Origin of the sequence: Pseudomonas sp. EA_65y_Pfl2_P78 (genome assembly GCF_963970495.1) — a bacterium.
In the GTDB taxonomy this organism is placed as follows: Bacteria; Pseudomonadota; Gammaproteobacteria; order Pseudomonadales; family Pseudomonadaceae; genus Aquipseudomonas; species Aquipseudomonas baetica_A.
Genome location: NZ_CAXAON010000010.1, coordinates 11,060 through 37,384 on the forward strand (window position 1 = coordinate 11,060; position 26,325 = coordinate 37,384).

Here is a 26,325-nt window from a genome sequence, read left to right on the forward strand (position 1 = left end):
GAAAATGCCGGGATTGACGGCTCGCAAACGTTTGCATAAGCCGTACCAATTCTTTCTTGAACGTTGAAAATCCCCAGTGGGAGCGCGCTCGCTCTGCCTGCAGACTGGCTTGCGCAGGCGCACGCATTCCAAATATAGGGGCGGGCTCGCTCGCGATGGGCTCCTGCGATTCACCGCACAAATCCGTCATCCCACGCTCTGCTAGAATCCGCCCCATTCCCTGCCAGAGACTTCCCCATGAGCGAGCCGATTCGTTTGACCCAATACAGCCATGGCGCCGGTTGCGGCTGCAAGATTTCCCCGCAGGTGCTGGAGGTGATCCTGGCCGGCAGCGGCGCGCAGAACCTCGACCCGAAACTGTGGGTCGGCAACGCCTCGCGTGATGACGCGGCGGTGTATGAGATCGATGCCGAGCGCGGTGTGGTGTCGACCACTGACTTTTTCATGCCGATTGTCGATGACCCGTTCGACTTCGGCCGCATTGCCGCCACCAACGCGATCAGCGACATCTATGCGATGGGCGGTGATCCGCTGATGGCGATTGCGATCCTCGGCTGGCCGGTCAATGTGCTGGCGCCGGAAGTGGCGCGGGAAGTGATTCGTGGCGGCCGTGCAGTGTGCGACGAGGCGGGGATTACGCTGGCGGGCGGGCATTCGATCGATGCGCCGGAGCCGATCTTCGGTCTGGCGGTCACCGGTCTTGTCGAAAAGCGCCACATGAAACGCAATGACACCGCCACGGCCGGCTGCCTGCTGTACCTGACCAAACCGCTGGGCATCGGCATCCTCACCACCGCTGAAAAGAAGGGCAAGTTGCGCGCCGCCGATGTCGGTGTGGCCCGCGACTGGATGTGCACTTTGAACAAACCCGGCAGCCGTTTCGGCAAACTCGCCGGTGTCACCGCGATGACCGACGTCACGGGGTTCGGCCTGCTCGGGCATCTGGTGGAAATGGCCGATGGCAGCCAGCTCACGGCGCGCATCGCCTATGACCGTGTGCCACGCCTGGACAGCGTCGAGTATTACCTTGACCAGGGTTGTGTACCCGGCGGCACGTTGCGCAACTTCGACAGCTATTCGAGCAAGGTCGGCCGCGTGCAGGAACTGCACAAGCGTGTGCTGTGCGACCCGCAAACCAGCGGGGGCCTGCTGATTGCCGTAACGCCTGAAGGCAATGACGAGTTCCTCGCCGTCGCCGCCGAACTGGGCCTGAACCTTGCGCCAATCGGCGAACTGGTTGAGCGACAGACCACCGCAGTCGAGGTGATTTGATGCTCCGCGACTGCACCGATTACCGCGACATTTTCCTCAACGACCGACCGCTGATGGACGCCCGCGCGCCGATTGAATTTGCCCACGGCGCGTTCCCCGGTGTGGTCAATCTGCCGCTGATGAACGACATCGAGCGGCAGAGAATCGGCACTTGCTACAAACAGCAGGGTCAGCAAGCGGCCATCGAACTGGGCCATCAACTGGTGTCCGGTGCGGTGAAGGCCGAGCGCATTCAGGCCTGGGCCGACTTCGCCCGGGCCCATTCTGATGGTTATCTCTATTGTTTTCGAGGAGGCTTGCGTTCGCAGATCACCCAGCAGTGGTTGCGTGACGAGGCCGGCATCGACTATCCACGCGTCGGTGGTGGCTACAAGGCGATGCGCGGTTTTCTGATCAACACCCTTGAGCAAGCCATCGCGCAATGTGATTTCGTCTTGCTGGGCGGCATGACCGGCACGGGTAAAACCGAAGTGCTGGTGCAGTTGCGCAATGGGCTGGACCTGGAAGGATACGCCAACCATCGCGGCTCCAGTTTTGGTAAACGTGCCACCGGGCAGCCGTCGAATATCGATTTTGAAAACCGTCTGTCAATCGACATCCTCAAGAAGCGTGAGACTGGCATCGAGCAGTTTGTGCTGGAGGACGAAAGCCGGGTGGTCGGCAGTTGTGCGTTGCCGCTGCCGCTGTATCAAGGCATGCAGCAGTACCCGATGGTCTGGCTGGAAGACAGTTTTGAGGATCGTGTCGAGCGGATTCTGCGTGACTATGTGGTGGACCTGTCGGCTGAATTTTCGGCGGTGCATGGCGAAGATGGATTCGTGCTGTTTTCGCAGCGGCTGCTGGAAAGCCTGAACAACGTGCAGAAGCGTTTGGGGGGCGAACGTCATCAACGCATGTTGACGCTGATGGAAGAGGCGCTGGCCGAGCAGGCCCGCAGTGGTGCGGTGGATCTGCATCGCGGCTGGATCGAGGGGCTGCTGCGTGAGTATTACGACCCGATGTATGTGTTTCAGCGGGAGAAGAAGGGCGGGCGGATCGAGTTTGCCGGGGAGCGGGCGGCGGTTCTTGAGTATCTGCGTGAGCGGGTGAGTCAGAAAAATTGATGTTGGTTTGAATGGCCTCTTCGCGAGCAAGCGCCGGATCAGACGACATCGCCATCAGGTGGGACAGGTTTGCTTGCCATGATCCAGCCCCTGCTTGTAGCTGTGGCTCTGCAAACTGGCCTTGCCGTTGTGCCAGGTCAGTGTCAGCACGTACAGCGAATCGAAATCACTGGAGGCCCAATCATCGGTGATGGTCTGTTTCTCGCCCAGCGCTTTGCCGGCCACCTTGTTGATCAGCTCCGGCAGATAGCCATGGGACCAGGCGGTGTAGATCGTCGAGTTGTGATACTTGTCTTCGAGCAGTTCGCGGGCCAGGTCGCTGGTGTCATTGGCCGAAAACTCGATGTTCACGGGCAGGCCGAGTTTGATCGCAGCGGGGCTGATGGTCATCAGCGGACGAATGTAGCTGTAGGCGTTGTCCAGCTCACCCTCCTCGACATTGCGCGTCGGATTGGCGGCGAACACATAATTGGCCTTGCCGAACTTTTCCGGCAGCAGCGTCGATAGATCGATGGCGCGATTGAGGCCCTGGCAGTTGAGCTGACCGAGACCGCCCTCGGGTTTTTCCGCGTGGCGCAAAAACACCAGCGTCTGGGTACCGTCGACCGGTTGTGCGCGGCTCTCACTGGACTCAAGTGACAGAATCAATGCACTGACTGCCAGCAGCGAGGGCAGGGCCACATAAGCGCGTTGTTTGAAGCGCTTGGCGAAACTCAGCAGGTTCGTCATGAAATAAAAGGTTCTTCAGCATATTCGGTTAAGGCTGACAAACCTCTGCACCTCGGGCTCCCAGCACCGGGTGTTTTCCATGTCGTGAACGGCGTCCCTTTCAATAAAGGCATAGCTCAGAGTCCCCTGAGGCCGGTTTGGTTCGATCCTGGCTTTTGCACGCTAGCCGCAGGATGTGACGATTGATGCATTATGATCGGGTCTCTTTTGTGACTGGATGCTTCCCATGACCGATCTGTCCGCGTTCCCGATCACCCAGAAATGGCCGGCGCAGTACCCCGACTGGATTCAGCTCTATTCCTTGCCTAGCCCCAACGGCGTCAAAGTCTCGATCATGCTTGAAGAGATCGGCCTGCCGTATGAGCCGCACCGCGTCGGTTTCGACAGCAACGATCAGTTGTCCGCCGAGTTCCTGTCGCTGAACCCGAACAACAAGATCCCGGCGATTCTCGATCCCCACGGCCCGCAGGACCAACCGCTGCCGCTGTTCGAGTCCGGCGCGATCCTGATTTATCTGGCTGACAAGAGCGGTCAGCTCCTGGCCCAGGAAGGCGCCCTGCGCTACGAAACCATCCAGTGGCTGATGTTCCAGATGGGCGGCATTGGCCCGATGTTTGGCCAGCTCGGTTTCTTCAATAAATTCGCCGGCAGGGATTACGAGGACAAACGTCCGCGTGATCGCTACGTGGATGAAAGCAAACGCCTGCTCAACGTGCTCGACAAGCGCCTGGAAGGCCGCGACTGGATCATGGGCGAGCGCTACACCATCGCTGACATCGCCACGTTCCCGTGGGTGCGTAATTTGGTGGGTTTCTACGAGGCGGGTGATTTGGTTGGTATTGAGAACTTCCCGAATGTCACCCGTGTGCTGGAGCGATTTGTGGCGCGGCCGGCGGTGGTGCGTGGCTTGAGCATTCCTCAATAAGGACGGTGTATGCGTTCATTCGATTTCAAGCAAGTCGATGTTTTCAGCCAGAGAGCGCTTAAAGGCAATCCGCTGGCGGTGGTTTTTGGCGCCGACGCTCTGAGCGATCAGTGCATGGCCGCCTTTGCCTCCTGGACCAATTTGAGTGAAACCACCTTCATTCTTGAACCGCAAGATCCGCGCGCCGATTATCGGGTGCGGATCTTCACGACCCTGAGCGAATTGCCGTTTGCCGGTCATCCGACACTCGGCACCTGCCATGCCTGGCTGGAAGCAGGTGGGGTGCCCAAAGGCAATGACATCATTCAGGAGTGCGGCGTCGGGCTGGTACGGATACGCCGCGAGGGCGCAGAACTCGCGTTTCTCGCCCCGCCATTGCTAAGGTCGGGACCGGTCGAAGCCGAAGTCATGACGCGGGTGCAGCGGGGGCTGGGACTTAGCGGCGACGCCATTGTCCGCGCGCAATGGGTGGACAACGGCGCTGGGTGGTTGGCGGTGATGCTCAAGGACCGGCAGCAGGTGCTGACTCTGCAACCGGACCATTCACAGATGCTGGGATTGGCCGTTGGCGTCATAGCACCGTGGAATCCTGAGCGTGACGGCGATGAGGCCCAGTTCGAGGTCCGTGCGTTTATTTGCGGTGATGGGATGCCGGAGGACCCGGCCACCGGCAGCTTGAATGCCGGGATTGCCCAATGGTTACTGGGCGAGGGCATGGCGCCAGACGCTTATACGGTCAGTCAGGGCTTGAGCATGGGCCGGGCAGGGCGGATTCGGATCAGCCGACTTGGCGATGAAATCTGGGTTGGCGGGTCTGTGGTGACGTGCATTGCAGGACAGCTGACGCTCTGACCGCAAAATGCATCGGGGGGGAAGCCAGCGATTATTGCGTACGCGGTAATGCACTCTTGATTGATCCAGGTTTGTACCGCGCCCCCCGCAAGGCATAAGCTTGGCCCCCTACGACTTTCGTCTCATCTGCAGGTTTCAGGAAAACCCCATGTCCAGTCAGTTCCCCGAAGCACGTCCCCGCCGTCTGCGCCGCAATGCGAGCCTGCGCAGTCTGTTCCAGGAAACCGAGTTCAGCCTGAACGATCTGGTGCTGCCGATTTTCGTCGAGGAAGAAATCGACGACTTCGTGCCGATCAAGAGCATGCCGGGGGTGATGCGTATCCCCGAACGCAAACTGGCCGGCGAGATCGAGCGTTATGCCCGCGCCGGCATCAAGTCGGTGATGACCTTCGGTGTGTCCCATCATCTGGATGGCAACGGCAGCGACACCTGGCGCGAAAACGGTCTGGTCTCGCGCATGTCGCGCATCGCCAAGGATGCCGTGCCGGAAATGATCGTGATGTCCGACACCTGCTTCTGCGAATACACCGATCACGGCCACTGCGGCGTGATGCACAACCATGAAGTGGATAACGACCAGACCCTGGTCAACCTCGGCAAACAGGCCGTGGCGGCGGCCCGTGCCGGCGCTGATGTGATTGCGCCGTCGGCGGCAATGGACGGCCAGGTGCGGGCGATTCGTCAGGCGCTCGACGCGGCCGGTTTCACGCAGATTCCGATCATGGCCTATTCGACCAAGTTCGCTTCGGCGCTTTACGGCCCGTTTCGCGAGGCCGGCGGCAGCGCGCTCAAGGGCGACCGCAAAAGTTACCAGATGAACCCGATGAACCGCCGCGAAGCCCTGCGCGAGTCGCTGCTGGACGAACAGGAAGGCGCCGATGCGCTGATGGTCAAACCGGCGGGTGCGTATCTGGACATCATCCGCGACATCCGTGAAGCCTCCAACCTGCCGCTGTCGGCGTATCAGGTCAGCGGCGAGTACGCGATGATCAAGTTCGGCGCTCAGGCGGGTGCGATTGATGAAGATCGCGTGGTGCGCGAAAGCCTCGGCGCGATCAAACGTGCCGGTGCGGATCTGATCTTCACTTACTTTGCGATGGACCTGGCCCTGGCCGGCATCTGACAAACACCATCAATCCAGACGGTGGGAGCGGGCTGGCTCGCGAAGGCGTCGTGTCAGGCAACTATTGGTTGCTGATACACCGCTTTCGCGAGCAAGCCCGCTCCCACATTGATGTCAGGTGCAGGCGAAAAATGGTCTGATCCCGTGATCGTGGAAATAGCGTTCGATCACTTTCGGATCAGCGCTGTTATCGGCAATCGCCACGTAGGTGTCCGGGCGCAGCAGATAGAAGCCGTTACGCGCCAACCCCGCCGTTTCAAACGCCGGGCGCCAGTCGAGCACATGCAGCGGCAGATGATGTTCGTGGCACCAGGCAATCATTTCGTCGCTGGTGTCGCCGTACACATGCACCTGCCAGCACGGCTGCCTCAGCGGCTCGTAATTATCCCCCTCACCGTCATGGGCCCACGGCAAGCGATCACCGCCGTGAACGTGGCCGGCCACGCCTTGGCTGAGCGGCATGCCACGGTAGTTGAGGGTGACTTGCGACACAGTGCGAAAGAGGAACTCGCGGCTCGTTTCGAATGAGGCCAGTTTCGGGATCAGAAACGGTGCCAGCCGTGTGCGCAGCAGGTCGGCCATGCGCCCCTCGGCGGTGACGAAGCTGAAGACTTTGTCGGTGGTCGATACCAACCGCCGGGCGAAGGCGATGCGTTCCGTTTCGTAAGTATCGAGCAGTCTGGCCTCGGCAGCGCCGCTGAGCACGGCGGCGAGTTTCCACGCCAGATTGATCGCATCGCCAATACCGGTGTTCATGCCCTGACCGCCCGCCGGGCTGTGGACGTGCGCGGCATCGCCGAGCAGAAAGGCGCGGCCGCTGCGAAAGTGCTCCGCCACGCGGTGATGCACGCGGTAGGTGGAGAACCAGTGGACATCTTCGATTTGGACTTTCAAATGTTCGATGGCGCGGCGGCTGACGTCGGAAAACGCCAGGGTTTCGGCGCGCTGCGCACGTTCGTCGCGCACCGTCCCGATCAACCGCGCCCGCCCTTCGCCCGCCAACGGGAAGACCGCGAGAAAATCCGCTTCATCCAGATCCAGGTGCAGCTCGCCATTCATCGCCGGGCCGCTGGCCTTGACGTCCGCGACGTAGAAAATCTGCTGATAGGTGCCACCGGGAAAGCCCGTGTCGAGGGTGTTGCGCACCACGGAACGGGCGCCATCACATCCCGCCAGATAACAGGCCTGGCAGATTTCCTGCTCGCCATCGGGCAGGCGCAAATGCGCGGTGAGGCCGTCACCGGTTTCCTTGAAGCGCTCAAGTTCGGTATGACGCTCGACCACGACGCCGTAGTCTTCGAGACGCTCGATCAACAGCCGTTCGTGCTCGTCCTGCGGGAAGATTTCGACGAAGGCGTAGGGCGTCAGACCTTCGCCGATGCGGTTGAGCGGTAGCTGCGCAACGGGTTTGCCATTGACCCAGAAATTTGCCGCCGCCACTCGGTGGCCGTTGCGTACGAGGGTGTCGGCCAGGTCCATTTGCCGGTACAGCTCCAGGGTTCGCGCCTGTACCGCCAGTGCGCGGGAGGTGGTGCCCGGGGCTGAAGTCTTGTCGATGATGCGCACGCGCACGCCCAGTTTGCTCAGCCACAGGGCCAGCACCAGGCCGGTGGGGCCGGCGCCGATGATCAGGATGTCGCTGCGGTTCATGGGCCTGTCCTCCGTTTGCTGTGGAGCAAGTATGGATCAGAAGGAGAGGGTGGCCAGTTGATCAGCCAGACGGAAAAAAGCCCCGCAACCGTGACGTTGCGAGGCCTCTTTCGGGCTACGACGTTGCTTAGAAGTCGATCGTGCCCGACAACTTCGCCACTCGCGGTTCACCTTGCGTCAGATAACCGCCCTGAGCTGATGCCCAGTATTTCTTGTTCGCCAGATTCTCCACGCCCAGACGCAAGGTCACGTCTTTTTCCGAGACCTTGAAGGCGTAACGCGCGCCGGCGTCGAAGCGGTTCCAGGTCGGCAGGCTGAGGTTGTTCGCCGCGTCGGCGTATTGGCCGCCGGTGCGCAGCATCCGCGCATTCAGCGCAACGCCTTGCAGGCCGGGTACATCCCAGTCCACGCCCGCGTTGAACTGGAAGGTCGGCACGCCGATGGCACGGTTGCCGTCGTTGGCGCCGTTGAGGGTGTTCTTCAGTTCGGTGTCCATCAAGGTCAGGCCGCTGATCAGGCGCAGGCCGTTGATCGGCTCGCCGAACACGTTGATTTCCATGCCTTTGTTGATCTGCTCGCCTTCACGCACGTAAGTGCAGGTGCTGGCGCTGTCGATTTCACAGTAGCCGTCGCTCGGTTGCTCGATGCGGTATACACCCAGGCTCGCGCCGTAGGTGCCCATGTCGACTTTCACCCCGGCCTCGGTCTGCTTGGAACGGGCCGGTGCGTAGACTTCGTTGCCATTGGTCACGCGAAAGCCGCCGGAGCTGGTCGGTGAGGTCGGGCCCTGGGCCAGACCTTCGATGTGGTTGGCGTAAAACGACACATGCTCCCACGGCTTGAACACGATGCCGTACACCGGCGTGGTGATCGATTCGTCGTAGCTCGACGAGCGCGGGCCGCTGCCATAGCTGGCGTAACCGTAACCCTGCACGACCAGTTGCTGACGACGCAGGCCCGCGGTGATCAACAGGCGATCATCGAAGAAACCGAGGGTGTCGGAGATCGCGAGGCTGCGGTTGAAGGTCTTGCCGACGATGCCCGGGTCGTTCACATCGCCACCGGCAAAGTTGCCCACCGGCGATGGGGTTTGCACCGGGTGATAGATATTGTTGCTGTAGCGGGTCAGGTCGAAATCATAGGCACTGCGCTGCTCGGCCCAGATCCCGGTCAGGCCGAAGTTGAGCTTATGGCTGACCGGACCCGTATTGAATTTACCGTTGAGGCCGGCCATGACGCTGGTGTTGTCTTCATCGTGGGGAATGAACGAGCCGGTGGTGAACGAGGCGCCGCTGTTGCCGACCAGGGTGGTCGAGTTGTAGCGCCCGACTTCACGGGTGTGCTTGGCGCCGCCGGCCGCGTAGGCGGTCCAGTTGTCGTTCAGGTCGTACTCGGCGCGGAGCATGCCGAAGGTGTCTTCGATGTCGGTGTAGCCCCACTTCGGCGCGTAGTTGGTGTCGGCCGAGGGTGCGTCCGGAATGTGCGTGGCAGTGCCGAGGTTGACCGAGCTGCGGCCACCGTTGACGCGCTCTTTCTGGTAAGCGAAATCACCGGAAATCCGCAGGGCATCACCACGGTAATCCAGGCCAATGGCGAACAGTTTGGAGCGCTGGTTCTGGTGATCGATAGCGGTATCGCCTTCGCGCTGGGACAGATTGATCCTCGCGCCGAAACGGTTGTCTTCACCAAAACGCTGGCCAATATCGAAGTGATGACCGATGCGCCCTTCGCTATTGATGTCGGTGGTGTAGCGACGCAACGGCACGTCACCGGCGCGCTTGGGTTGCAGGTTGACACCACCGCCGATGCCCGAGCCGGTCGGGGTTACGCCATTGATAAAGGCGTTCGGGCCCTTGAACACTTCCACGCGCTCCAGAGCATCGGTGGAAATGATCTGCCGTGGCAGCACGCCGTACAGGCCGTTATAGGAAATATCGTCACTGTTGAGCGGTAGGCCGCGGATCATGAAAACCTGCGCCTGGTTGCCGTAGCCCGAGGCCTGGCGCACGGAGGAATCGTTGAGCAGCACATCGGCGACGTTTTCGGCCTGCTGATCCTGGATCAGTTGCTCGGTGTAGGACGCGGCGCTGAAGGGTACGTCCATCATGTCCTGATTGCCCAACACGCCCAATTGGCCGCCGCGAGCGACCTGACCACCGGCGTAGGCGGGGGGCAGGGCATCTGGCGCTGGGGCCTGAGCGTTGATGTTGACGTTGTCGAGCACCAGTTGTTTGTTATCGCCTTCGGCGGCGTGAGCGGTGACAGTCAGGGAGCACAGCAGGGCGAGAAGCGTCGGACGAAAGGGAGCAGCGAGTCGAGCTGAAGCGGGCATGTTTCGTACCTGGAGGCGCACGGCCAGTGAGAAAAATAAGGGCTGCGCGCAACTCCTTGCGCAAATGCGACTCCAGGTGCAAATGATAGGTTTTCTCAGTAACGTATTGCAATCAGTTTGTCATCACCTTGAGCTGCCGAAGGGATTGTGTATGGTTAACCCGCCTCAACGGACTGGATGATGGAGCCGCATGCACACCCCTCGATTACTGATCACCCTCGCCGCCCTGTTCGTACTTGGCGGTTGCGCCAGTCAGCGCAGCGGCGAGCCCGCCCCGCGTCCTCCCGCCGAAGTGAAGGCCGAGATCGTGCGGCTGATGCCGGTCAAAATCGCCGATCGCCAAGGCTGGGCCACCGATATCTACGCCGCGTTCGCCGCGCAACACATCAGCCCGACCACGCAGCATCTGTGCTCGGTGCTGGCCGTTGCCGAACAGGAGTCAACCTTTCAGGCTGACCCTACTGTGCCGGGCCTGGGCAAAATCGCCCGCGACGAAATCGACCGTCGTGCCGGCAACATTCATATCCCCGGCTTGTTGGTCAGCGGCGCCCTGCAAGTGCGCTCTCCCAATGGCAAAAGCTACAGCGAGCGCTTGAATGCGGCGCGTAGCGAGAAGGAGTTGAGCGCGATTTTCGACGACTTCATCGGCATGGTGCCCATGGGCAGCACGCTGTTTGGCGGCTTCAACCCGGTGCACACCGGCGGGCCGATGCAGGTCAGCATCGAATTCGCCGAGCAGCATGCCAAGGATTACCCGTACCCGGTGGCCGGCACGATCCGCCATGAAGTGTTCAGTCGTCGCGGCGGTATGTATTTCGGTATCGCCCATTTGCTCGGCTACCCCGTCAGTTATCGCGAACCGCTGTACCGCTTCGCCGACTTCAACGCCGGTTGGTACGCCAGCCGCAATGCCGCGTTTCAGAACGCCGTCAGCCGCGCTTCGGGCATCCCGTTGGCACTGGATGGCGACCTGATTCGCTATGACTCGATCATGCCCGGCAGCACCGAACTGGCCGTGCGCACCCTGGGCAAGTCGTTGGGCATGCGTAATCCGACCATTCGCGATCAATTGGAAAAGGGCAAAACCCTGGCATTCGAAGAGACCAGGCTTTATCAGCGTGTATTCGAGTTGGCCGAGAAAACCGAGGGTAAAGCACTGCCGCGTGCGGTGTTGCCGGGGATCGTGCTGCAGAGCCCGAAAATCACCCGCAAACTGACCACCGCCTGGTTTGCCAAGCGGGTGGACGAACGCTACAAACGCTGTATGGCCAAGGCTGGCTGATCGTTGCAGACATAAAAAACCCGGCTGATGGGCGCCGGGTTTTTCTGGTTTGTTGCGATGACGCCATTCATTCAAGCGTTGCGCAGTTCGTTCAGACGATCAGCACCACCTTCAGCGACGGTGTTGCCGTGCAGGCGATCCGAGCCATCAGCGGCGACGGTGTTGCCTTGCAGACGATCCGAACCGTCAGCGGCGACGGTGTTGCCTTGCAAGCGATCCGAGCCGTCAGCGGCGACGGTGTTGCCTTGCAAGCGATCCGAGCCGTCAGCGGCGACGGTGTTGCCTTGCAGGCGATCCGAGCCGTCAGCGGCAACGGCGTTCTGGTACAGACGATCCGAACCATCAGCGGCGATCATCGTGTGCGCTGGAGTTGCGGCAAAAGCGTTAATTGCGAAAACCGAGAAAGCGATGCTGAGAAGCGTTTGGCGTTTCATGATGGTGTGCTCCGGGGTGTTATTGGTTGGTGTGGAGCAGATGTTACGCCGGAGATTTTTTATGAGAACTTCATTGCCGTGATTGTGAACATCGATGCCGATGATGATTGCCAGAACCCGCAGCTTAGCGCTTCACAACACCTTCACTGCGCGCCCGATCGCCTGAATCGGCCCGGTCGGTTTGCCAATCGGCGAACCGTTGGCGCCTTCCAGCGTCAGCTCGAACAGCTGATTGGGTTGCAGCGGGGGCAGCTTGTCCAGCGGCACTTTCAATGCCTGTCCCGGTTTGACCAGGCCCAGTGACACCGGTCCTTGCCAGCCGTCAGCCTTGGTCCAGAATTCCAGGGCCTTGTCCGCCGGCACCTCCACCACGCCCAGCGGAATCAACTGAATCTCCCGCGAATTACTGGCCTGAATCACCCAGCCCGGGGCCTTGTCCTGCGGTGCGACCAGTACCACCAGATAACTCGGCTTCGGCGTGGTCTGGGTCAGCAGGATCGAGCCGAGCAGCAATGTCGCGGCCATTCCGGCAGCCGTCAGTCCACGCCACAGCGGCAGCAGATTCCACCATGAGGTTTTCACCGAGGCATGTATTTTGGGTGTGAGCCGTTCAACACTGCGCTCAATCCGTGGCCAGAGTTGTGGTGACGGCTGTTGCGGCGCGGCGAGCTCGGTCAGGTCCAGCAGGCGTCGTTCCCAGGCCTCCACCGCGGCACGCAGTTCGGGGTCGGTCGGCAGGCGTCGTTGAACCTTGGCGCGATCTTCCGCCGGGAGCGTGCCCAGCACATATTCACTGGCCAGTTCATCGCGTTCCTGTGCCGATTCAGTGGTCATCCCATGCACTCCCGCAAAGCGTTGAGGCTGCGTTTGATCCATGCTTTGACGGTGCCCAGCGGCGTATCGAGACGCGTGGAAATCTGCGCATGGCTGTAGCCGTCGACATAGGCGTGAAGGATGCAGCTTCGGCGTTGTGGATCGAGCTGTTCCAGGCAGCGGTGAATGCGCGCCGAATGCGCCTGGGCATCGAAGCCGTCATCGTCGTGCGTGGCCATTTCATGATCTTCACTGAACGGCGTTTCCCGGGCCTGATTGCGCAATAGATTCAGCGCCAGGTGCCGGGTCACGGTGAACATCCAGCCACGCGCCGAACCGCGCGCCGGATCGAATCCCGCCGCACCGTTCCAGATTTTGATGAACGCCTCATGGACAATGTCCTCCGCCAGCGCCGTATCGCGCACCAGCCGCTTGGCCACACCCAGCAGGCGCGGGCCCTCCTGCACATACAAATCGCGCAGGGCCGCTCGCTCGCCGCGGGCACAGGCAGCGAGACGGGCTTGGTAATCGAATTCGGATTCGGGTAAGGACATGCAATGCAATCTAGCTCACATTTAACTTCAGCACACAGAGCCCTTTGGCAGCGGCCTTGCCCGCGATGGCGTTGTGTCAGTCGGCATCACTGTCACGGTTACACCGCTTTGGCGAGCAAGCCCGCTCCCACAGGTTTTGCGCTGAGCCTGTGACTTCAGTTCGCCGCCCAGAAAATGTAATCGGCCTGATACTTCACCACTTCCTGCTGGCCCTTGTTGGCTGCCGTGCACTCGCTGCTCGGTGCCACGCCACCCTTGAGCGCAACGCGCTGGATGTAACTCACGCCGCTCATGGCGCCTTTGCCTTCGGCCGGGTTGGCCTTGACCAGTTGATAGGGCAGGTTGCCCGCGCCCGATGGCGCCACCGCCAGTTGCGTGCCGGTGATTTTCGAACCGTCTTTAGCCTGCCAGGTAGCCGGTGGGCCATAGTAGGTGCCCACCTGCTTGCCGCTGCGATCATTGAGCACCGCTTTCGGCCCGACGAAGGTCCACTCGGTCTGCCCGGCCATATTGGGTTTGTCGCGGCACTCGTAGGTGACCTCGCCGACACCGGTGGTTTCCATCGCGATCTTGTGGCCGGCCGGCACTTTGATGGTGTCGGGGTAACTGCTTTGGGCGAAGGCCGTCGAGGTGGCTGCAAGCAAACCGGTGAAGCAAATCAGCTGTGTGGTGTTCATCAGTGTTTTCTCCGAAAGGGGTAGATCGCTGGCAGCCAACAGTGGCTGTTACAGGGACTACCCGTGGCGGAGCCGATTGGATGCAGTGCCTGGAAAATATTTTTAAGGCATCGCAATTTCCCTTGTGGGAGCGGGCTTGCTCGCGAAGGCGATGGGTCAATCACAGCTCATATAACAGGCACACCGCTTTCGCGAGCAAGCCCGCTCCCACAGGGTTCTTCTTCAGGCTTGAGGCCGGAGGCTTTCAGCAGTTCCTGGGTATAGGGGTGCTGCGGCGCCGCAAAGATCTTTCGCGAAGCACCTTGTTCAACGACTTTGCCATCCTTGATCACTATCAAGTCATGGGCCAGGGCATGCACCACCGCCAGATCATGGCTGATGAACAAATACGTCAGCCCGTGCTTGATCTGCAATTGCCGCAGTAACTCCACCACCTGCTTCTGCACCGTGCGATCGAGCGCCGAGGTCGGTTCATCGAGCAGAATCAGCGCCGGTTCCAGCACCAATGCCCGGGCGATGGAAATGCGTTGGCGCTGGCCGCCGGAAAACTCGTGGGGATAGCGATGACGACTTTGCGGATCAAGCCCGACTTCCTCCAGTACGCGAATCACCGCTGTCTCTCGCTCAGCCTCGGTGCCGATGCCATGGGTCAGCAAGCCCTCGGCAATGATCTGCTGCACCGACATGCGCGGGCTTAGGCTGCCGAACGGGTCTTGGAACACCACCTGAATCTGCCGGCGCAACGGGCGCATCAAACGCTGATTGAGCAGGCTCAATTGCTTGTTGCCGAAACGGATATTGCCCTGCGATTCCACCAACCGCAGGATCGCCTGACCCAGCGTCGATTTGCCCGAGCCGGACTCGCCGACAATCCCCAGGGTCTTGCCCCGTTGCAGGCTGAAACTGACGCCATCGACCGCTTTGATGTAGTCCTGCTGACGGCTGAACAGCGCTTTGGGCAGTGGGAACCAGACTTTCAGGTCATCCACCTCCAGCAAGTTGTGATCGTATTGACTCGGCACGGGTGCGCCGCTCGGTTCCGCCTCGATCAACAAGCGGCTGTAAGGATGCTGTGGGGCGCGAAACAGGGTTTCGCAATCGGCCTGTTCGACGATCTCGCCGTGACGCATCACGCACACCCGCTGAGCGATGCGCCGGACCAGATTGAGGTCGTGACTGATCACCAGCAGCGACATCCCGAGTCGCTGTTGCAACTCGATCAGCAGCTCAAGAATCTTCTGCTGCACGGTGACGTCGAGCGCGGTGGTCGGTTCGTCGGCGATTAACAGTTCTGGCTCGTTGGCCAGCGCCATGGCGATCATCACCCGCTGCCGCTGGCCGCCGGAGAGTTGGTGCGGATAGGCTTTCAAACGCTGCAAAGGTTGGCGAATGCCGACCAGTTCCAGTAATTCCAAGGTGCGAGCGCGGGCGGCGCGGCCCTTCAGCCCCTTGTGGATTTCCAGCACTTCGCTGACCTGTTTTTGCACGGTGTGCAACGGGTTCAGGGAAGTCATCGGCTCCTGGAAAATCATCGCAATCCGGTTGCCGCGCAAGCCGCGCATCTGTTGCTCGCTGGCGTGCAGCAAGTCCACGCCGTTGTAGCGGATGCTGCCCGTGCTGCTGACGGTTTTACCCGGCAGCAAGCGCAGGATCGAATGCGCCGTCACCGACTTGCCCGAGCCCGATTCGCCGACCAGGGCCAAACACTCGCCACGGCGAATGTCCAGGTTCAAACCGTGCACCACTGCCTGCCCGGCGAAGGCGACACGCAGGTCGCGGATCTCGATCAAATGGTCGTTCATGTCAGCTCCGCTGATCAGGATTGTGGGTCGAATGCATCACGGCAAGCCTCACCAATAAACACCAGCAACGACAGAATCAGCGCCAACGCGAAAAACGCCGTCAGCCCCAGCCATGGCGCTTGCAGATTGCGCTTGGCCTGGCCGATCAACTCGCCTAGCGACGCGGTGCCCGGCGGCATGCCGAAACCGAGAAAATCCAGCGCCGTGAGGGTGGCGATAGCGCCGGTCAGAATGAACGGCAGGTAAGTGAGGGTAGAGGTCATCGCATTGGGAAGGATGTGCCGGCGCATCAGTTCGCTGTCGGTCAGGCCCAAGGCTCGCGCTGCTTTGACGTATTCCAGATTGCGCCCACGGAGAAACTCGGCGCGCACCACGTCGACCAGCGCCAGCCACGAGAACAGCGCCATGATCCCCAGCAGCCACCAGAAGCTTGGCGAAACGAAGCCAGACAAAATGATCAGCAGGTACAGCACCGGCAACCCTGACCAGATTTCCAGAATCCGTTGCCCAAGCAAGTCGACCCAGCCGCCGTAGTAACCCTGCAACGCCCCGGCCACGATGCCGATCAATGCGCTGATGCCGGTGAGGATCAACGCAAACAGGATCGAGATCCGCGTGCCGAAAATCACCCGCGCCAACACGTCCCGCGCCTGATCGTCGGTGCCCAGCCAATTGCTCGTCGAAGGCGGGCTCGGTGCCGGTTCGGTGAGGTCGTAATTGACCGTGTCGTCACTGAACGGGATCGGCGGGAACAGCATCCAGCCGCCCTGATCCTCGATCAGTTTGTGTACGTAGGCGCTGGCATAGTCCGGCTGGAACGGCAGCTCGCCGCCGAAATCGGTTTCCAGGTAATCACTGAAGATGGGGAAGTAATAGGCGTCGTGGTAGCGGATCACCAACGGTTTGTCGTTGGCGATCAACTCGCCACCCAGGCAGATCAGGCACAGACCGATGAACAGCCACAGTGACCAGCACCCGCGCCGGTTGGCCTTGAATTGAGCGACACGGCGCTGGCCCAGAGGAGAGAGAGCGAACATCAGGCAGTCCTCGCCGAGAAGTCGATGCGCGGGTCGAGCAGGGTGTAGCAGAGGTCGCCGATCAACTTGATCAGCAGGCCGAACAGGGTGAACAGAAACAGCGCGCCGAACACCACCGGATAGTCCCGCGACACCGCCGCCTCGTAACTCATGCGCCCGAGGCCGTCGAGGTTGAAGAGGGTTTCGATCAGCAAGGAACCGGCGAAGAACACCTCGATCAGTGCCGACGGCACCCCGGCGACCACCAGCAGCATGGCGTTGCGAAACACATGGCCGTAAAGCACGCGCCGTTCGGTCAAACCCTTGGCCCGCGCCGTGATGACGTACTGGCGGCTGATCTCGTTGAGGAAGCTGTTCTTGGTCAGGATCGTCAGTGTGGCGAAGCCGCCGATCACCAATGCGGTCACCGGCAACACCAGGTGCCAGAGGTAGTCGCCGACCTTGCCCAGCGTGCTGAGGCTGTCGAAGTCATCCGAGAACAGCCCTTGCACCGGGAACCAGTTGACGTAGCTGCCGCCGGCAAACACCACGATCAGCAGAATCGCGAACAGAAACGCCGGCATCGCATAGCCGATGATGATCGCCGTGCTGCTCCAGACATCGAAGGCGCTGCCGTTCTTGACCGCTTTGCCGATACCCAGCGGGATCGAGATCAGATAGGTGATCAGCGTCGCCCACAAGCCGAGGGACAGCGACACCGGCAGTTTCTGAATGATCAGGTCGGTAACCTTGGCGCCACGAAAAAAACTGCTGCCCAGATCCAGTTGCGCGTAGTTTTTCAGCATCAGCCACAGGCGTTCATGCAGCGGTTTGTCGAAGCCGTAGTGGTGCTTGATTTCTTCGATCAGCGCCGGGTCCAGACCGCGACTGCTGCGCCCGGCGCCGCCAATTGCCGCGACCTCGCCACCACCGCCCATGCTGTGCCCGCCAAAGCCTTGCAGGCGGGCGATGGCTTGCTCCACGGGGCCACCCGGCGCGGCCTGCACGATGAGGAAGTTGACCACCAGAATGCACAGCAACGTCGGGATGATCAGCAGCAGGCGTCGACTCAGATAGCGCAGCATGTCACTGGCCCCCCGCACGTTGTGCGTGCATCTGTTGCGTGGTCAACGGCTTGGCCGAGACTTCCCACCAGGTGTTGAGGCCTTCGTCGTACGCCGGTTGCACCGGCGGCATGCCGAAACGGTTCTGGTACACCGTCGGCGTGCCCTTGGAGTAGTAGTTGGGAATCATGTAGTAACCCCATTGCAGCACCCGGTCGAGGGCGCGGGCGTAATGCACCATGGCGTCGCGGGTGTTGGCCTGCACCAGGCCGTCGATCAACTGATCAACCGCCGGGTTGGCCAACACCATCGAGTTGGAACTGCCGACTTGCGTGGCACTTTGCGAGGCGTAGAGGCTGTACAACTCGCGGCCGGGAGAGACGATCGGATCGCCGCTGCGCGGGAAACTGGTGACGATCATGTCGTAGTCCCGGGCATTAAGCCGATTGACGTACTGCGCCGAATCGATCCGGCGCAGATTGAGGGTGATGCCGATCTGCGCGAGGGTGCGTTTGAACGGCAGCAACATGCGGTCGAAACCGCCCTGACCGTCGAGAAAGGTGAACGCCAGCGGCTCACCGTTGGCGTTGACCAACCGATTGTTTTTCGCCGTCCAGCCGGCCTCGGCCAGCAGCTTCAGCGCCTGCAATTGCTTGTCACGGATATAGCCGCTGCCATCGGTTTCCGGCGCCTTGTAGACCTCGGTAAATACTTCGTCGGGGATCTGCCCGCGCAGCGGTTCGAGGATTTTCAGTTCCTCGGCGTCAGGCAGCGCGGTGGCGGCCATTTCGCTTTTGGGCCAGTAGCTGTTCTGACGCACGTAGAAGCCGCGCATCATCTGCTTGTTGGTCCACTCGAAATCCCACAACAGGCTGATCGCCTGACGCACCCGGCGATCCTGGAAAATCGGGTTTTGCAGGTTGAACACGAAGCCCTGCGCCGCCGTCGGTTTTTCCGGGGCGAGGATTGACTGTTGCAGGCGCCCATCGCGCAGCGCCGGGCTGTCGTAGCCGACCACATAACCGGAGGATGAAAACTCGCGGTTGTAGTCGAATGCGCCGGCCTGCAGCAGTTGGCGGGCGACGTCGGTGTCGCCGTAGAAATTCACCGTAAGGGTGTCGAAGTTGTACATCCCGCGACTGACCGGCAGGTCTTTGCCCCACCAGTTCGGGTCGCGCTCGAAACTGATGCTGCGCCCGGCGTCGACCTTGCTGACCCGGTACGGGCCGCTGCCCAGCGGGGGCTCGAAACCGCCGCCATTGGCGAAGTCGCGGGTTTTCCACCAGTGTTCGGGCACCACGCGCATCGTCGCCAGATCCAGCGCCAGCGTGCGATTCAGATTGTTCTTGAAGGTGAAACGCACCTGCTTTGGGCCTTCGATCAACACGTCCTGCACGTCGGCGTATTGCTGGCGATAACTCAGGCTGCCCTTGGTCATCAGCAGGTTGAAGGTGTAGCGCACGTCTTCGGCGGTGATCGGCGTGCCGTCGGCGAAGCGTGCCTTGGGGTTCAGGGTGAAACGCACCCAGAGTCCTGCGCGATCGCGCTCCATCTGCTGCGCGACCAGGCCGTAGACGGTGTAGGGCTCGTCCAGCGAACGGAACGCCAGCGGCGAATACACCCAATCGTTGACCTGCACCACGGAAATGCCCTGATCGGCATACGGGGTGATGTAGTTGTATTGGCCAATCTCCATCGACGCGCGGCTGAGTGAGCCACCCTTGGGCGCGTGGGGATCGACGAAATCGAAATGCTGAAAACCCGCCGGGTATTTCGGCGCTTCGCCGTACACCGTCATCGCATAGCTGCCGACGGCCAGCGCAGGTGCCGCGTTGCACAGCAGCGTGCTGCCGAGCAGCAGAGCGGCCATGTTGCGCATGAAAGTCATGAAGTCACTCCTTAATTCCTGAATGCACACAGATCAATCTGTGGGAAGGGGCTGCTCCCGAAGGCGATGGATCAGTGAAGGGGGTGTTGACTGACACATCGCCTTCGGGAGCAAGCCCCCTCCCACAGGGGAGACATCTGGTGTTTGCGGTTAGAAGTGGTAAGTCATGCGCGCGAACAGCGTGCGGCCCAGCGGGTCGGTGTAGCGGGGGTCATAGCCGCTCTGGAAGTTGTAAGCCTGGTTGGAGAACGGTGGGTTGCGGTCGAACATGTTTTTCATCCCCGCGTCCACGTCCAGCACCTTGTCGAAGGTGTAGCCGGCCGACAGATCCCACACCGAATACGACGCGACCCGCGCGTGGGTATCGCGGTCGTAGTCGTTGTAGCCGGTGGTGAAGCGGTTGGTCAGCGACGCCCGTGCCGCGCCGAAGGTCCAGCTGCCGGTCAGGTTGTGCTTCCAGCGCGCAACCACGCCGTCACCCTGGAAGTCGCCGACCTTGTCGGTGAACGGACCTTTGATGGTGCTCTGGAAGTCGTATTCGTCGACGTAGGTGCCCTGCAGCCCGAGACCGAACTGGCCGTACGGGGTATTCGGGAAACGATAATCGAGCGACACATCGATGCCGTTGGTTTCGACGATGCCCAGGTTGGCGTTGCCGGTGACGATGTAGTTGAGCGTGCCGTCGGCGTTGCGCACGAAGCGGTCGGAGTAGCTGCCGGCCTGATCAAACACGGTGGACTCCGGGAATGGCTGGATCTGATTGGAGATGTGAATCCACCAGAAATCCAGGCCCACGGAAAGGTTGCTCATTGGCTGATAAACGAAGCCCAGTGTCACGTTGCGTGCCTTCTCCGGGGCCAGATCCTCGTTGCCGCCGATCTGGTTGAGGAACTGCTGACCGCAATCGCGCCCGCCGTTGCCGCCCGGTTGCACCACGCCGCCGGTACACAGCACCGGATCGTTGTAGTAGCCCTGGGTGTACGTGATGCTGCGCGGTGAATACAGCTCGTAAAGCGACGGCGCACGGAAGCCTTCGCTGTACGCGCCACGCACCACCAGTTCTTTGAGCGGCTGGTAGCGGAACGAGTATTTCGGGTTGGTGGTGCTGCCGAAGTCGCTGTATTTGTCGTGGCGTACGGCGGCGGACAGTTCGAGGCTGTCGAGCACCGGTACGTTGATTTCCGCGTAGGCGGCTTTCACGCTGCGGTCGCCTTCGACGCTGCCGGCCGGGTCGATACCCAGGCTCTGAATGTCGCCGGCAAACTGCTCGAAGTCCTGATGGAATTTCTCTTTGCGGTACTCGCCGCCCAACGCCAGACCGGATGGACCGGCACCGAACCAGTCACCGATTTCGCGGCTGATCCGACCGTCGAAACCGGCGACCCGGCCAACAGCGGTGGAGTAGGCACCGTGGTAGGCAGCGTTGTCGATGTACTGCTGACCGGCAGCCGATTGCGGGCCGAACGGATTGAGCAGGCCGCTGGCCAGACCATCGATCATGGCTTGATCGCTGACATAACCGCTGGTGACGCTGGAAACGATTTTGTTCTGGTTGTACGAGGCGCCGACGTTGTAATCCCAGCCGCCGACCAGACCGTCGAAGCTCAGCAAGAAGCGCTGGCTGGTGTTCTGGTCTTTCGACTCACGCGGGCCGGCGGCGGTTTCGCGCCAGTTCACATCCACGGGTTGGGTGGGGTCGAGGGCGAACCCGGTGGGGCCTGGCGTGATGCCGTTGCCGGGGTAGTAGGGCGATGAGGCATCCAGGCTCAGGCCGGTCAGTGGCGCGGGACCGACCGCCGTGGCGTTGTTGTTGCGCGACCAGAAGTACTCGAGGTTGACGTTGTGGTCGTCCGCCAGTTTGCCGGTGGTCTTGCCGAAGAAAGATGTCTTCTCGGTTTGTGGCACCAGGTCGATGTATTCACGGGTGCTGAAGCGGCACACGCCATCGCGCGCCACCAGGTTAGGCCCGTTGCAATTGCTGCTGGCCAACGGGTTGGTTGCGTTGCCGTTCTGGCTGTAGTTGCCGGGGAACGCGGTGCCGGAGGTCTGATCCAGGCCGCGCCCGGGCACGTAGTCGCGGGCGAAGGAGCGGTCATTGGCGTCGAGGTTCTGCTGCTTGTTGTAATTGAACACACCGAGCACGTTGAAGCGGTCTTCTTCCAGGTCACCGAAGCCCCAACTGGCGCTCATGTCCTTGGTCGCACCGCCGCCACTGTGGGTCGGGGTTTCGCCGCCGAGGGTGAGTTGGCCGTCAGTCAGGGATTTTTTGGTGATGAAGTTGATCACGCCGCCGATGGCGTCGGTGCCGTAGAGCGCCGAGGCGCCGTCGCGCAGCACTTCCACGCGCTCGATCGCGGCAAACGGGATCATGTTCAGGTCCACCGCGCCGCCGGCGGAGTTGGTGCCTGACAACGCGTTGTTGGCCAGGCGTCGACCGTTGAGCAGCACCAGGGTTTTGTTGGCGCCGATGCCACGCATGTCGGCGAACGAAGCGCCACCGGTGGCGGCGCCAACCGAGCCGGCACTGTTGTTGATCGACTGGCTGCCGGTGATGCGCTGCACCAGTTCGGCGGTGGTGGTCACGCCCTGTTTGCGCAGCTCATCGGCCTTGAGAATAGTGATCGGTACCGCCGTTTCGGCATCGACCCGGCGAATCGCCGAACCGGTCACTTCGACCCGTTGCAGTTGCGTGGTCGGCGCAACGACCGCGGCGGCTGCCGGAACAGCCGCATTCTCGTCCTCGGCCGCTTGCACGGTCCCGGCGCCCATCCCCATGGCCACCAGATACAGCGGAACAAAACGGTGGCGAGAAATCGTGGCCACCAATGGTTTGAGCGTGAAGCGTGGAGTGTTCATCAGCATGGTTGTTTCCGACTTTATCAGACGTTATCGAATTGGCCTTGTGAGCCCCTCATTGCTCCGCTTTCGGTGATACCTCGTGCGGAAAACCACTTTCTTCAAGCAAGCCGATCCCCTCCGAAAGGCGCGTTGCGTTTTTCGGTCGGCGGGTTGCGACGGGATTCGATCAGCGGTGTCGGGCGCGTTTCTCAAGGCGCGCCCGGCACCGCACTCAGTGGGTGGTCATCACCGATATTTTGCTGATGCCCGAGCGTTCGATGGACGCCATGGCCTTGGCCACCTGCCCATAGTTGACCGCGGAGTCGGCCTGAAGCTGAACGCGCACATCGGCATCCTTGGCCTTGACCTCCTTGAGGCTGGCCTCCAGGGATTCCGGGGCCAGTTCGGTCTTGGCCAGATAAAACTTGCCGTCCTGATCGACGCTGACCACCACTGGGTCTTTTTTCTCAGCGGGGGCGACGGCGTCGGTTTTTGGCAGGTTGACCTTGATCGCGTTGGTCATCAGCGGCGCGGTGACGATGAACACCACCAGCAACACGAGCATCACGTCCACCAGCGGCGTGACGTTCATTTCGCTGAGCACTTCATCGCTGTCTTGAGTGGAGAAGGACATCAGCTGGCCTCCCGCACGGCGGCTGTGGTTTTGCTGGCAATGGCCTGACGGTTGACGGAAAACGCACTGCGCGAGGCGAGGGCGTCGAAGTCATGGGCGAAGTCGTCCATGTCGGCCGAGGCGAGTTTGAGTCGACGCAGGAAGAAGTTGTAAATCAGCACTGCCGGCACGGCGACGGCGATCCCCACGCCCGTGGCGATCAATGCATGGCCGATAGGGCCGGCGACGGCTTCAAGGCTGGCCGAACCGGTCTCGCCGATGCTTTTCAGCGCTTCCATGATTCCCCATACGGTGCCGAACAGGCCAATGAAGGGCGCCGTGCTACCGATACTGGCGAGGATCGCCTGACCGTTTTCCAGCGAGCGGCGTTCTTTCTGGATCTGCTGGCGCAGGTTGCGTTCCAGGCGATCCGACCGGTTGATGGTGTGCGCCAGTTGCTGAGTGGTACGCGGCGATTCTTCGACCAACAACGCTTCGAACCCGCTGCTGGCGATGCGCGCCAGGGCGCCGGGGTATTGGCTGGCATGTTCGGCGGCGGTGAGCAGGTCCGGCGCGCCCCAGAAGGCTTTGCTGAACTGTTTGTTCTGCGTTTTCTGGCGCAGGTATTGCGCCGACTTGACCAGCAGGATCGCCCAACTGACCACGGAAAACAGCACCAGGCCCCAGAGCACACCGGGGACAATCATCGAAGACAAATCGTTCATGGTTACACCTCGCTTGCGTTATTCGGTTGTGCGTTGATTGAGCGTTCGGTTATTGCGGCAATTTGAAATCGATGGTCTGTGTGGCGAAGCCGTCTATCGGCGTGTCACCGCGCTTGGCTGGAATGAATTTCCAGTTCTTCACCGCGGCGACGGCGGCGTCATCCAATTGCGGCTTGCCACTGGACTTGGTCACCGTCACCGAGCCGGCGCGACCGCTGGCCAGCACCTGAATGCGCAGCACCACGCGGCCCTCCCAGTTACGCCGCAGCGCCAGGGACGGGTATTGCGGCGGTGGGTTGCCGAGGCTGGCAAGGCCGGAAATGGCGGCCGATTCCTTGACCGGGCCCGGCGCGGCGGCCGGAGCCGGTGGCGCACTCGGGGTGGCAGGGGCGGCCGGGGCGGCTGGTTGCGCCGGGGCGGGCGGAGCTTTTGGCGGCTCGACTTTCTTCACCGGTTTGGGTTTTTGCACCGGTTTCGGTTTTTCGATGGGCTTGGGCTTCTCCACCGGTTTGGGGGGCGGCTTGACCGCGTCTTCGTCTTCCACCGGTTGCTCGGGTTCGGGTGGCGGTGGTGGCGGCGGTGGGGGCGGCTCGGGCGTAGGCGGTGCCGGTGGCGTCGGGCTGGTCAGCTCGACGGTCATTTCCGGGATCTGCGGTGGCGTCGGCAGTGGCTCGGGTCGGCTCTGTTGAAGAAACCACCAGGCGCCGCCGTGTATCAATGCCGACACGGCAACCAGCAACACCATCTGCTGTTTGTTCAAACCGCCGGGTTGCGACGTGTTGGCTTTGAAGGCCGGCCTGCCCGAAGCCGGCGGGATCGGCGTTTCCCGTAACGGTCCCGGCAGGGTTCTGTGCTTTACCGCATCGTTCATTAAAGCTCCCTCGGGTGGATGAAGGGCAATAAGGTGCCGTCCGAACATTGGCGTCATGTTCGAGTGGGTGGGTGTAACTTTCTTTTGGGTGTGCGTAAGCCGATAGTTGAACTATCTATTGAACAAAGCTTGCGTACAGTTACCGGCGTGGCGCTATCGAGTTCGCATGTTCATCATCCATTCCCCGGTGTTCTTCTTTGTCGGTTTGAGCTGTTGTGCATCTTCGTATTTGCAACCGTTGTGCCAGATGTTGCTGAAATGTAGCGTGAGTATTTCATCGCTGTTACCCATGTCGCATTTATATAAGTTTTATGGGCGGCCGGGTTTTTCTCCGGCGCATGAATCTCCACAACTCCGTATTCCGGGGCTTTTTTGCAGGCGAGTCAGACCGTGCGCTGTATCGCACCGGTTGGCGAGATAGAGCGGTCGCGTTCTGGTCAGTCGGGGCACTTGATGGTGCGAGGCGGACTGATTTGGTGCGGGTCAATGTTTTAGCGGGTCACAGGCCATGTTCCTTGTTTTTGTTTAAATGAAGTCGATGTTTAAAGTGTTGCTTAGTTAAGGTTGGAAGAGCGTTTTTGGTGCATTTGAAGTGCTGGAAGTTATTGTTCGACAATCGGCTGCTGCAGCATTTAAGCATCGCAGGTACAGTCACTTCATGCGTTGTATTTAAATAATAAATAACACGCCGCCGTCGGCGCGTAACTCCGCGCCGAACACAATGCGTGGTCGCTTGGGTCAGGTAATAAAGTAAATGTTGTGCCCGTCTGGAGTGTTCAGGTGAACACGTCTTTGGGCCGATCGCGGTAAACGGGCAGTGACGCGGCAGAGCGATTGAAGATTCACGCGGTGAACTCCTTGTTGCCAGCTCGGATACACGAACTTTTGGTTCGGTATCGCACCTTACAAGAACGCGGATAGCGTTCGATGATTGCTCTTGGTGCGGGATGGGCACCGTCAGCGCTGTTTTGCGAGGCTTGAATTCGCAAGTGGCGAGTGCATGGGAAAAGCGTGCCAATCAGGACACAAAGGCAAGAATATTTCTACATCAGGGCCGTGGGCATCTACCCTTGAGTCTGATGTGTTGGGTTGGCCTTGAGCAGGAGAGTGTATGTATCAACTCTACGGACACCGCAACTCTGGCGCAGCCGCCATCGAAGCGGCGCTGGAACTGTGCCAGATTGCTTATCGCTTCATTGATATCGAAGCCAGCGCCGAAGCCGCCGAGGCGTTGGCGCAACTCAATCCACTGAAACAGATCCCGACCCTGCAACTGCCCGATGGCCGTGCGATCACCGAGAGCGCGGCGATTCTGATTCATCTGGGCCTGACCTTTCCCAAGTCTGGATTGCTGCCCGCCAAGGCTGACGCTCGCGATCAGGCCATTCGCGGCCTGGTGTATATCGTCAGCAATTGCTACGCGGCGGTCGGAGTCGTTGACTACCCCGAGCGCTGGCTGGTGATGCCTGACGAAGCGGCGCGGCAGAATCTGATGGCTGGCGCCCGCGAGCGCTTGCACTGGAGTTGGGAAGTGTTCGCCGACCAGTTCTCCGCCGAGTTGTACCTGGACGACGAAATACCGGGAGCGCTGGATGTGTTGGCGGCAGTGGTGACGCGCTGGGCGGGCAGCCGCGAGCATTTGCGCCAGACGCGCCCGGGGTTTTATGCCTGGCTACAGCGCATTGATCGGCATCCGGTGCTGGCACCGGTGTTTGCCCGGCATTGGCCTTCCTGAACAGCGAGGGTCCAAAGTGGGAGCGGG

22 protein-coding genes are annotated in these 26,325 nt (G+C 60.9%); 7 read left to right on the forward strand and 15 right to left on the reverse strand.

Annotated elements, in window-relative coordinates; all coding sequences use genetic code 11:
• Positions 1 to 237 precede the first annotated feature (237 nt).
• Positions 238 to 1,272: a selenide, water dikinase SelD gene (gene selD, locus AACY02_RS10740; protein WP_339431915.1), complete on the forward strand. Its 1,035-nt coding sequence runs from the start codon at positions 238 to 240 to the stop codon at positions 1,270 to 1,272.
• The gene (mnmH, locus tag AACY02_RS10745) at positions 1,272 to 2,375 is read left to right on the forward strand and encodes a tRNA 2-selenouridine(34) synthase MnmH (RefSeq protein ID WP_339431916.1); all 1,104 of its coding nucleotides are present in this window, start codon (positions 1,272 to 1,274) and stop codon (positions 2,373 to 2,375) included. Before selD ends, mnmH begins: the two co-directional genes overlap by 1 nt.
• Before the next feature lie 54 nt (positions 2,376 to 2,429).
• Here the strand turns inward: mnmH and AACY02_RS10750 are convergent, their stop codons facing one another.
• The gene (locus tag AACY02_RS10750) at positions 2,430 to 3,104 is read right to left on the reverse strand and encodes a histidine phosphatase family protein (RefSeq protein ID WP_339431917.1); all 675 of its coding nucleotides are present in this window, start codon (positions 3,102 to 3,104) and stop codon (positions 2,430 to 2,432) included.
• Positions 3,105 to 3,330: 226 nt separating this feature from the next.
• Between AACY02_RS10750 and AACY02_RS10755 the strand changes: the two genes are divergently transcribed.
• From AACY02_RS10755 to hemB, 3 genes are all read left to right on the forward strand, one after another.
• A complete protein-coding gene (locus tag AACY02_RS10755; RefSeq protein WP_339431918.1) occupies positions 3,331 to 4,029 on the forward strand; it encodes a glutathione binding-like protein in 699 nt (232 codons plus the stop codon).
• Positions 4,030 to 4,038: 9 nt separating this feature from the next.
• Positions 4,039 to 4,881 carry a PhzF family phenazine biosynthesis protein gene (locus AACY02_RS10760; RefSeq protein WP_339431919.1) on the forward strand — a complete coding sequence of 281 codons (843 nt, stop codon included), beginning with the start codon at positions 4,039 to 4,041 and terminating at the stop codon, positions 4,879 to 4,881.
• Between the two features lie 148 nt (positions 4,882 to 5,029).
• Complete coding sequence (hemB, locus tag AACY02_RS10765; RefSeq protein ID WP_221734359.1) at positions 5,030 to 6,004, forward strand: porphobilinogen synthase; 975 nt, start codon at positions 5,030 to 5,032, stop codon at positions 6,002 to 6,004.
• Positions 6,005 to 6,118: 114 nt separating this feature from the next.
• Here hemB and AACY02_RS10770 read toward each other — a convergent pair whose 3' ends face one another.
• Positions 6,119 to 7,654 carry an FAD-dependent oxidoreductase gene (locus AACY02_RS10770; RefSeq protein ID WP_339431920.1) on the reverse strand — a complete coding sequence of 512 codons (1,536 nt, stop codon included), beginning with the start codon at positions 7,652 to 7,654 and terminating at the stop codon, positions 6,119 to 6,121.
• A 127-nt stretch (positions 7,655 to 7,781) separates the two neighbouring features.
• Complete coding sequence (locus tag AACY02_RS10775) at positions 7,782 to 9,986, reverse strand: TonB-dependent receptor (RefSeq protein WP_339431921.1); 2,205 nt, start codon at positions 9,984 to 9,986, stop codon at positions 7,782 to 7,784.
• Between the two features lie 190 nt (positions 9,987 to 10,176).
• Here AACY02_RS10775 and AACY02_RS10780 point away from each other — a divergent pair, with 190 nt between their 5' ends.
• Complete coding sequence (locus tag AACY02_RS10780; protein ID WP_339431922.1) at positions 10,177 to 11,268, forward strand: DUF1615 domain-containing protein; 1,092 nt, start codon at positions 10,177 to 10,179, stop codon at positions 11,266 to 11,268.
• Positions 11,269 to 11,339: 71 nt separating this feature from the next.
• On the opposite strand, the gene AACY02_RS10785 is transcribed toward AACY02_RS10780, so the two are convergent.
• From AACY02_RS10785 to AACY02_RS10840, 12 genes are all read right to left on the reverse strand, one after another.
• Positions 11,340 to 11,702 carry a hypothetical protein gene (locus tag AACY02_RS10785; protein ID WP_339431923.1) on the reverse strand — a complete coding sequence of 121 codons (363 nt, stop codon included), beginning with the start codon at positions 11,700 to 11,702 and terminating at the stop codon, positions 11,340 to 11,342.
• 132 nt (positions 11,703 to 11,834) lie between these two features.
• A complete protein-coding gene (locus tag AACY02_RS10790) occupies positions 11,835 to 12,536 on the reverse strand; it encodes an anti-sigma factor (protein ID WP_339431924.1) in 702 nt (233 codons plus the stop codon).
• Positions 12,533 to 13,069: a sigma-70 family RNA polymerase sigma factor gene (locus tag AACY02_RS10795; protein WP_339431925.1), complete on the reverse strand. Its 537-nt coding sequence runs from the start codon at positions 13,067 to 13,069 to the stop codon at positions 12,533 to 12,535. Before AACY02_RS10795 ends, AACY02_RS10790 begins: the two co-directional genes overlap by 4 nt.
• A 155-nt stretch (positions 13,070 to 13,224) precedes the next feature.
• On the reverse strand, positions 13,225 to 13,746 hold the full coding sequence (locus tag AACY02_RS10800; RefSeq protein WP_339431926.1) for a DUF3455 domain-containing protein: 522 nt from the start codon (positions 13,744 to 13,746) through the stop codon (positions 13,225 to 13,227).
• A 167-nt stretch (positions 13,747 to 13,913) separates the two neighbouring features.
• A complete protein-coding gene (locus AACY02_RS10805; protein ID WP_339431927.1) occupies positions 13,914 to 15,548 on the reverse strand; it encodes an ABC transporter ATP-binding protein in 1,635 nt (544 codons plus the stop codon).
• A gap of 14 nt (positions 15,549 to 15,562) precedes the next feature.
• Entirely contained in the window at positions 15,563 to 16,585 is a 1,023-nt protein-coding gene (locus tag AACY02_RS10810) for an ABC transporter permease (protein ID WP_339431928.1), read from the reverse strand.
• Positions 16,585 to 17,649, reverse strand: a complete 1,065-nt coding sequence (locus AACY02_RS10815) for a microcin C ABC transporter permease YejB (protein WP_339431929.1) — start codon at positions 17,647 to 17,649, stop codon at positions 16,585 to 16,587. Before AACY02_RS10815 ends, AACY02_RS10810 begins: the two co-directional genes overlap by 1 nt.
• Before the next feature lies 1 nt (position 17,650).
• Positions 17,651 to 19,516 carry an extracellular solute-binding protein gene (locus AACY02_RS10820; RefSeq protein WP_339431930.1) on the reverse strand — a complete coding sequence of 622 codons (1,866 nt, stop codon included), beginning with the start codon at positions 19,514 to 19,516 and terminating at the stop codon, positions 17,651 to 17,653.
• A 150-nt stretch (positions 19,517 to 19,666) separates the two neighbouring features.
• Positions 19,667 to 22,378, reverse strand: a complete 2,712-nt coding sequence (locus AACY02_RS10825) for a TonB-dependent receptor (protein WP_339431931.1) — start codon at positions 22,376 to 22,378, stop codon at positions 19,667 to 19,669.
• 208 nt (positions 22,379 to 22,586) lie between these two features.
• Positions 22,587 to 22,988 carry an ExbD/TolR family protein gene (locus tag AACY02_RS10830; protein WP_339431932.1) on the reverse strand — a complete coding sequence of 134 codons (402 nt, stop codon included), beginning with the start codon at positions 22,986 to 22,988 and terminating at the stop codon, positions 22,587 to 22,589.
• Positions 22,988 to 23,674, reverse strand: a complete 687-nt coding sequence (locus tag AACY02_RS10835) for a MotA/TolQ/ExbB proton channel family protein (RefSeq protein ID WP_401159065.1) — start codon at positions 23,672 to 23,674, stop codon at positions 22,988 to 22,990. Before AACY02_RS10835 ends, AACY02_RS10830 begins: the two co-directional genes overlap by 1 nt.
• Before the next feature lie 67 nt (positions 23,675 to 23,741).
• Positions 23,742 to 24,563 (reverse strand): energy transducer TonB, encoded by an 822-nt coding sequence (locus AACY02_RS10840; RefSeq protein ID WP_339431934.1) that lies wholly within the window; start codon positions 24,561 to 24,563, stop codon positions 23,742 to 23,744.
• A 1,111-nt stretch (positions 24,564 to 25,674) separates the two neighbouring features.
• On the opposite strand from AACY02_RS10840, the gene AACY02_RS10845 reads away from it, so the two are divergent.
• The gene (locus tag AACY02_RS10845) at positions 25,675 to 26,298 is read left to right on the forward strand and encodes a glutathione S-transferase N-terminal domain-containing protein (protein WP_339431935.1); all 624 of its coding nucleotides are present in this window, start codon (positions 25,675 to 25,677) and stop codon (positions 26,296 to 26,298) included.
• Positions 26,299 to 26,325: the final 27 nt, after the last annotated feature.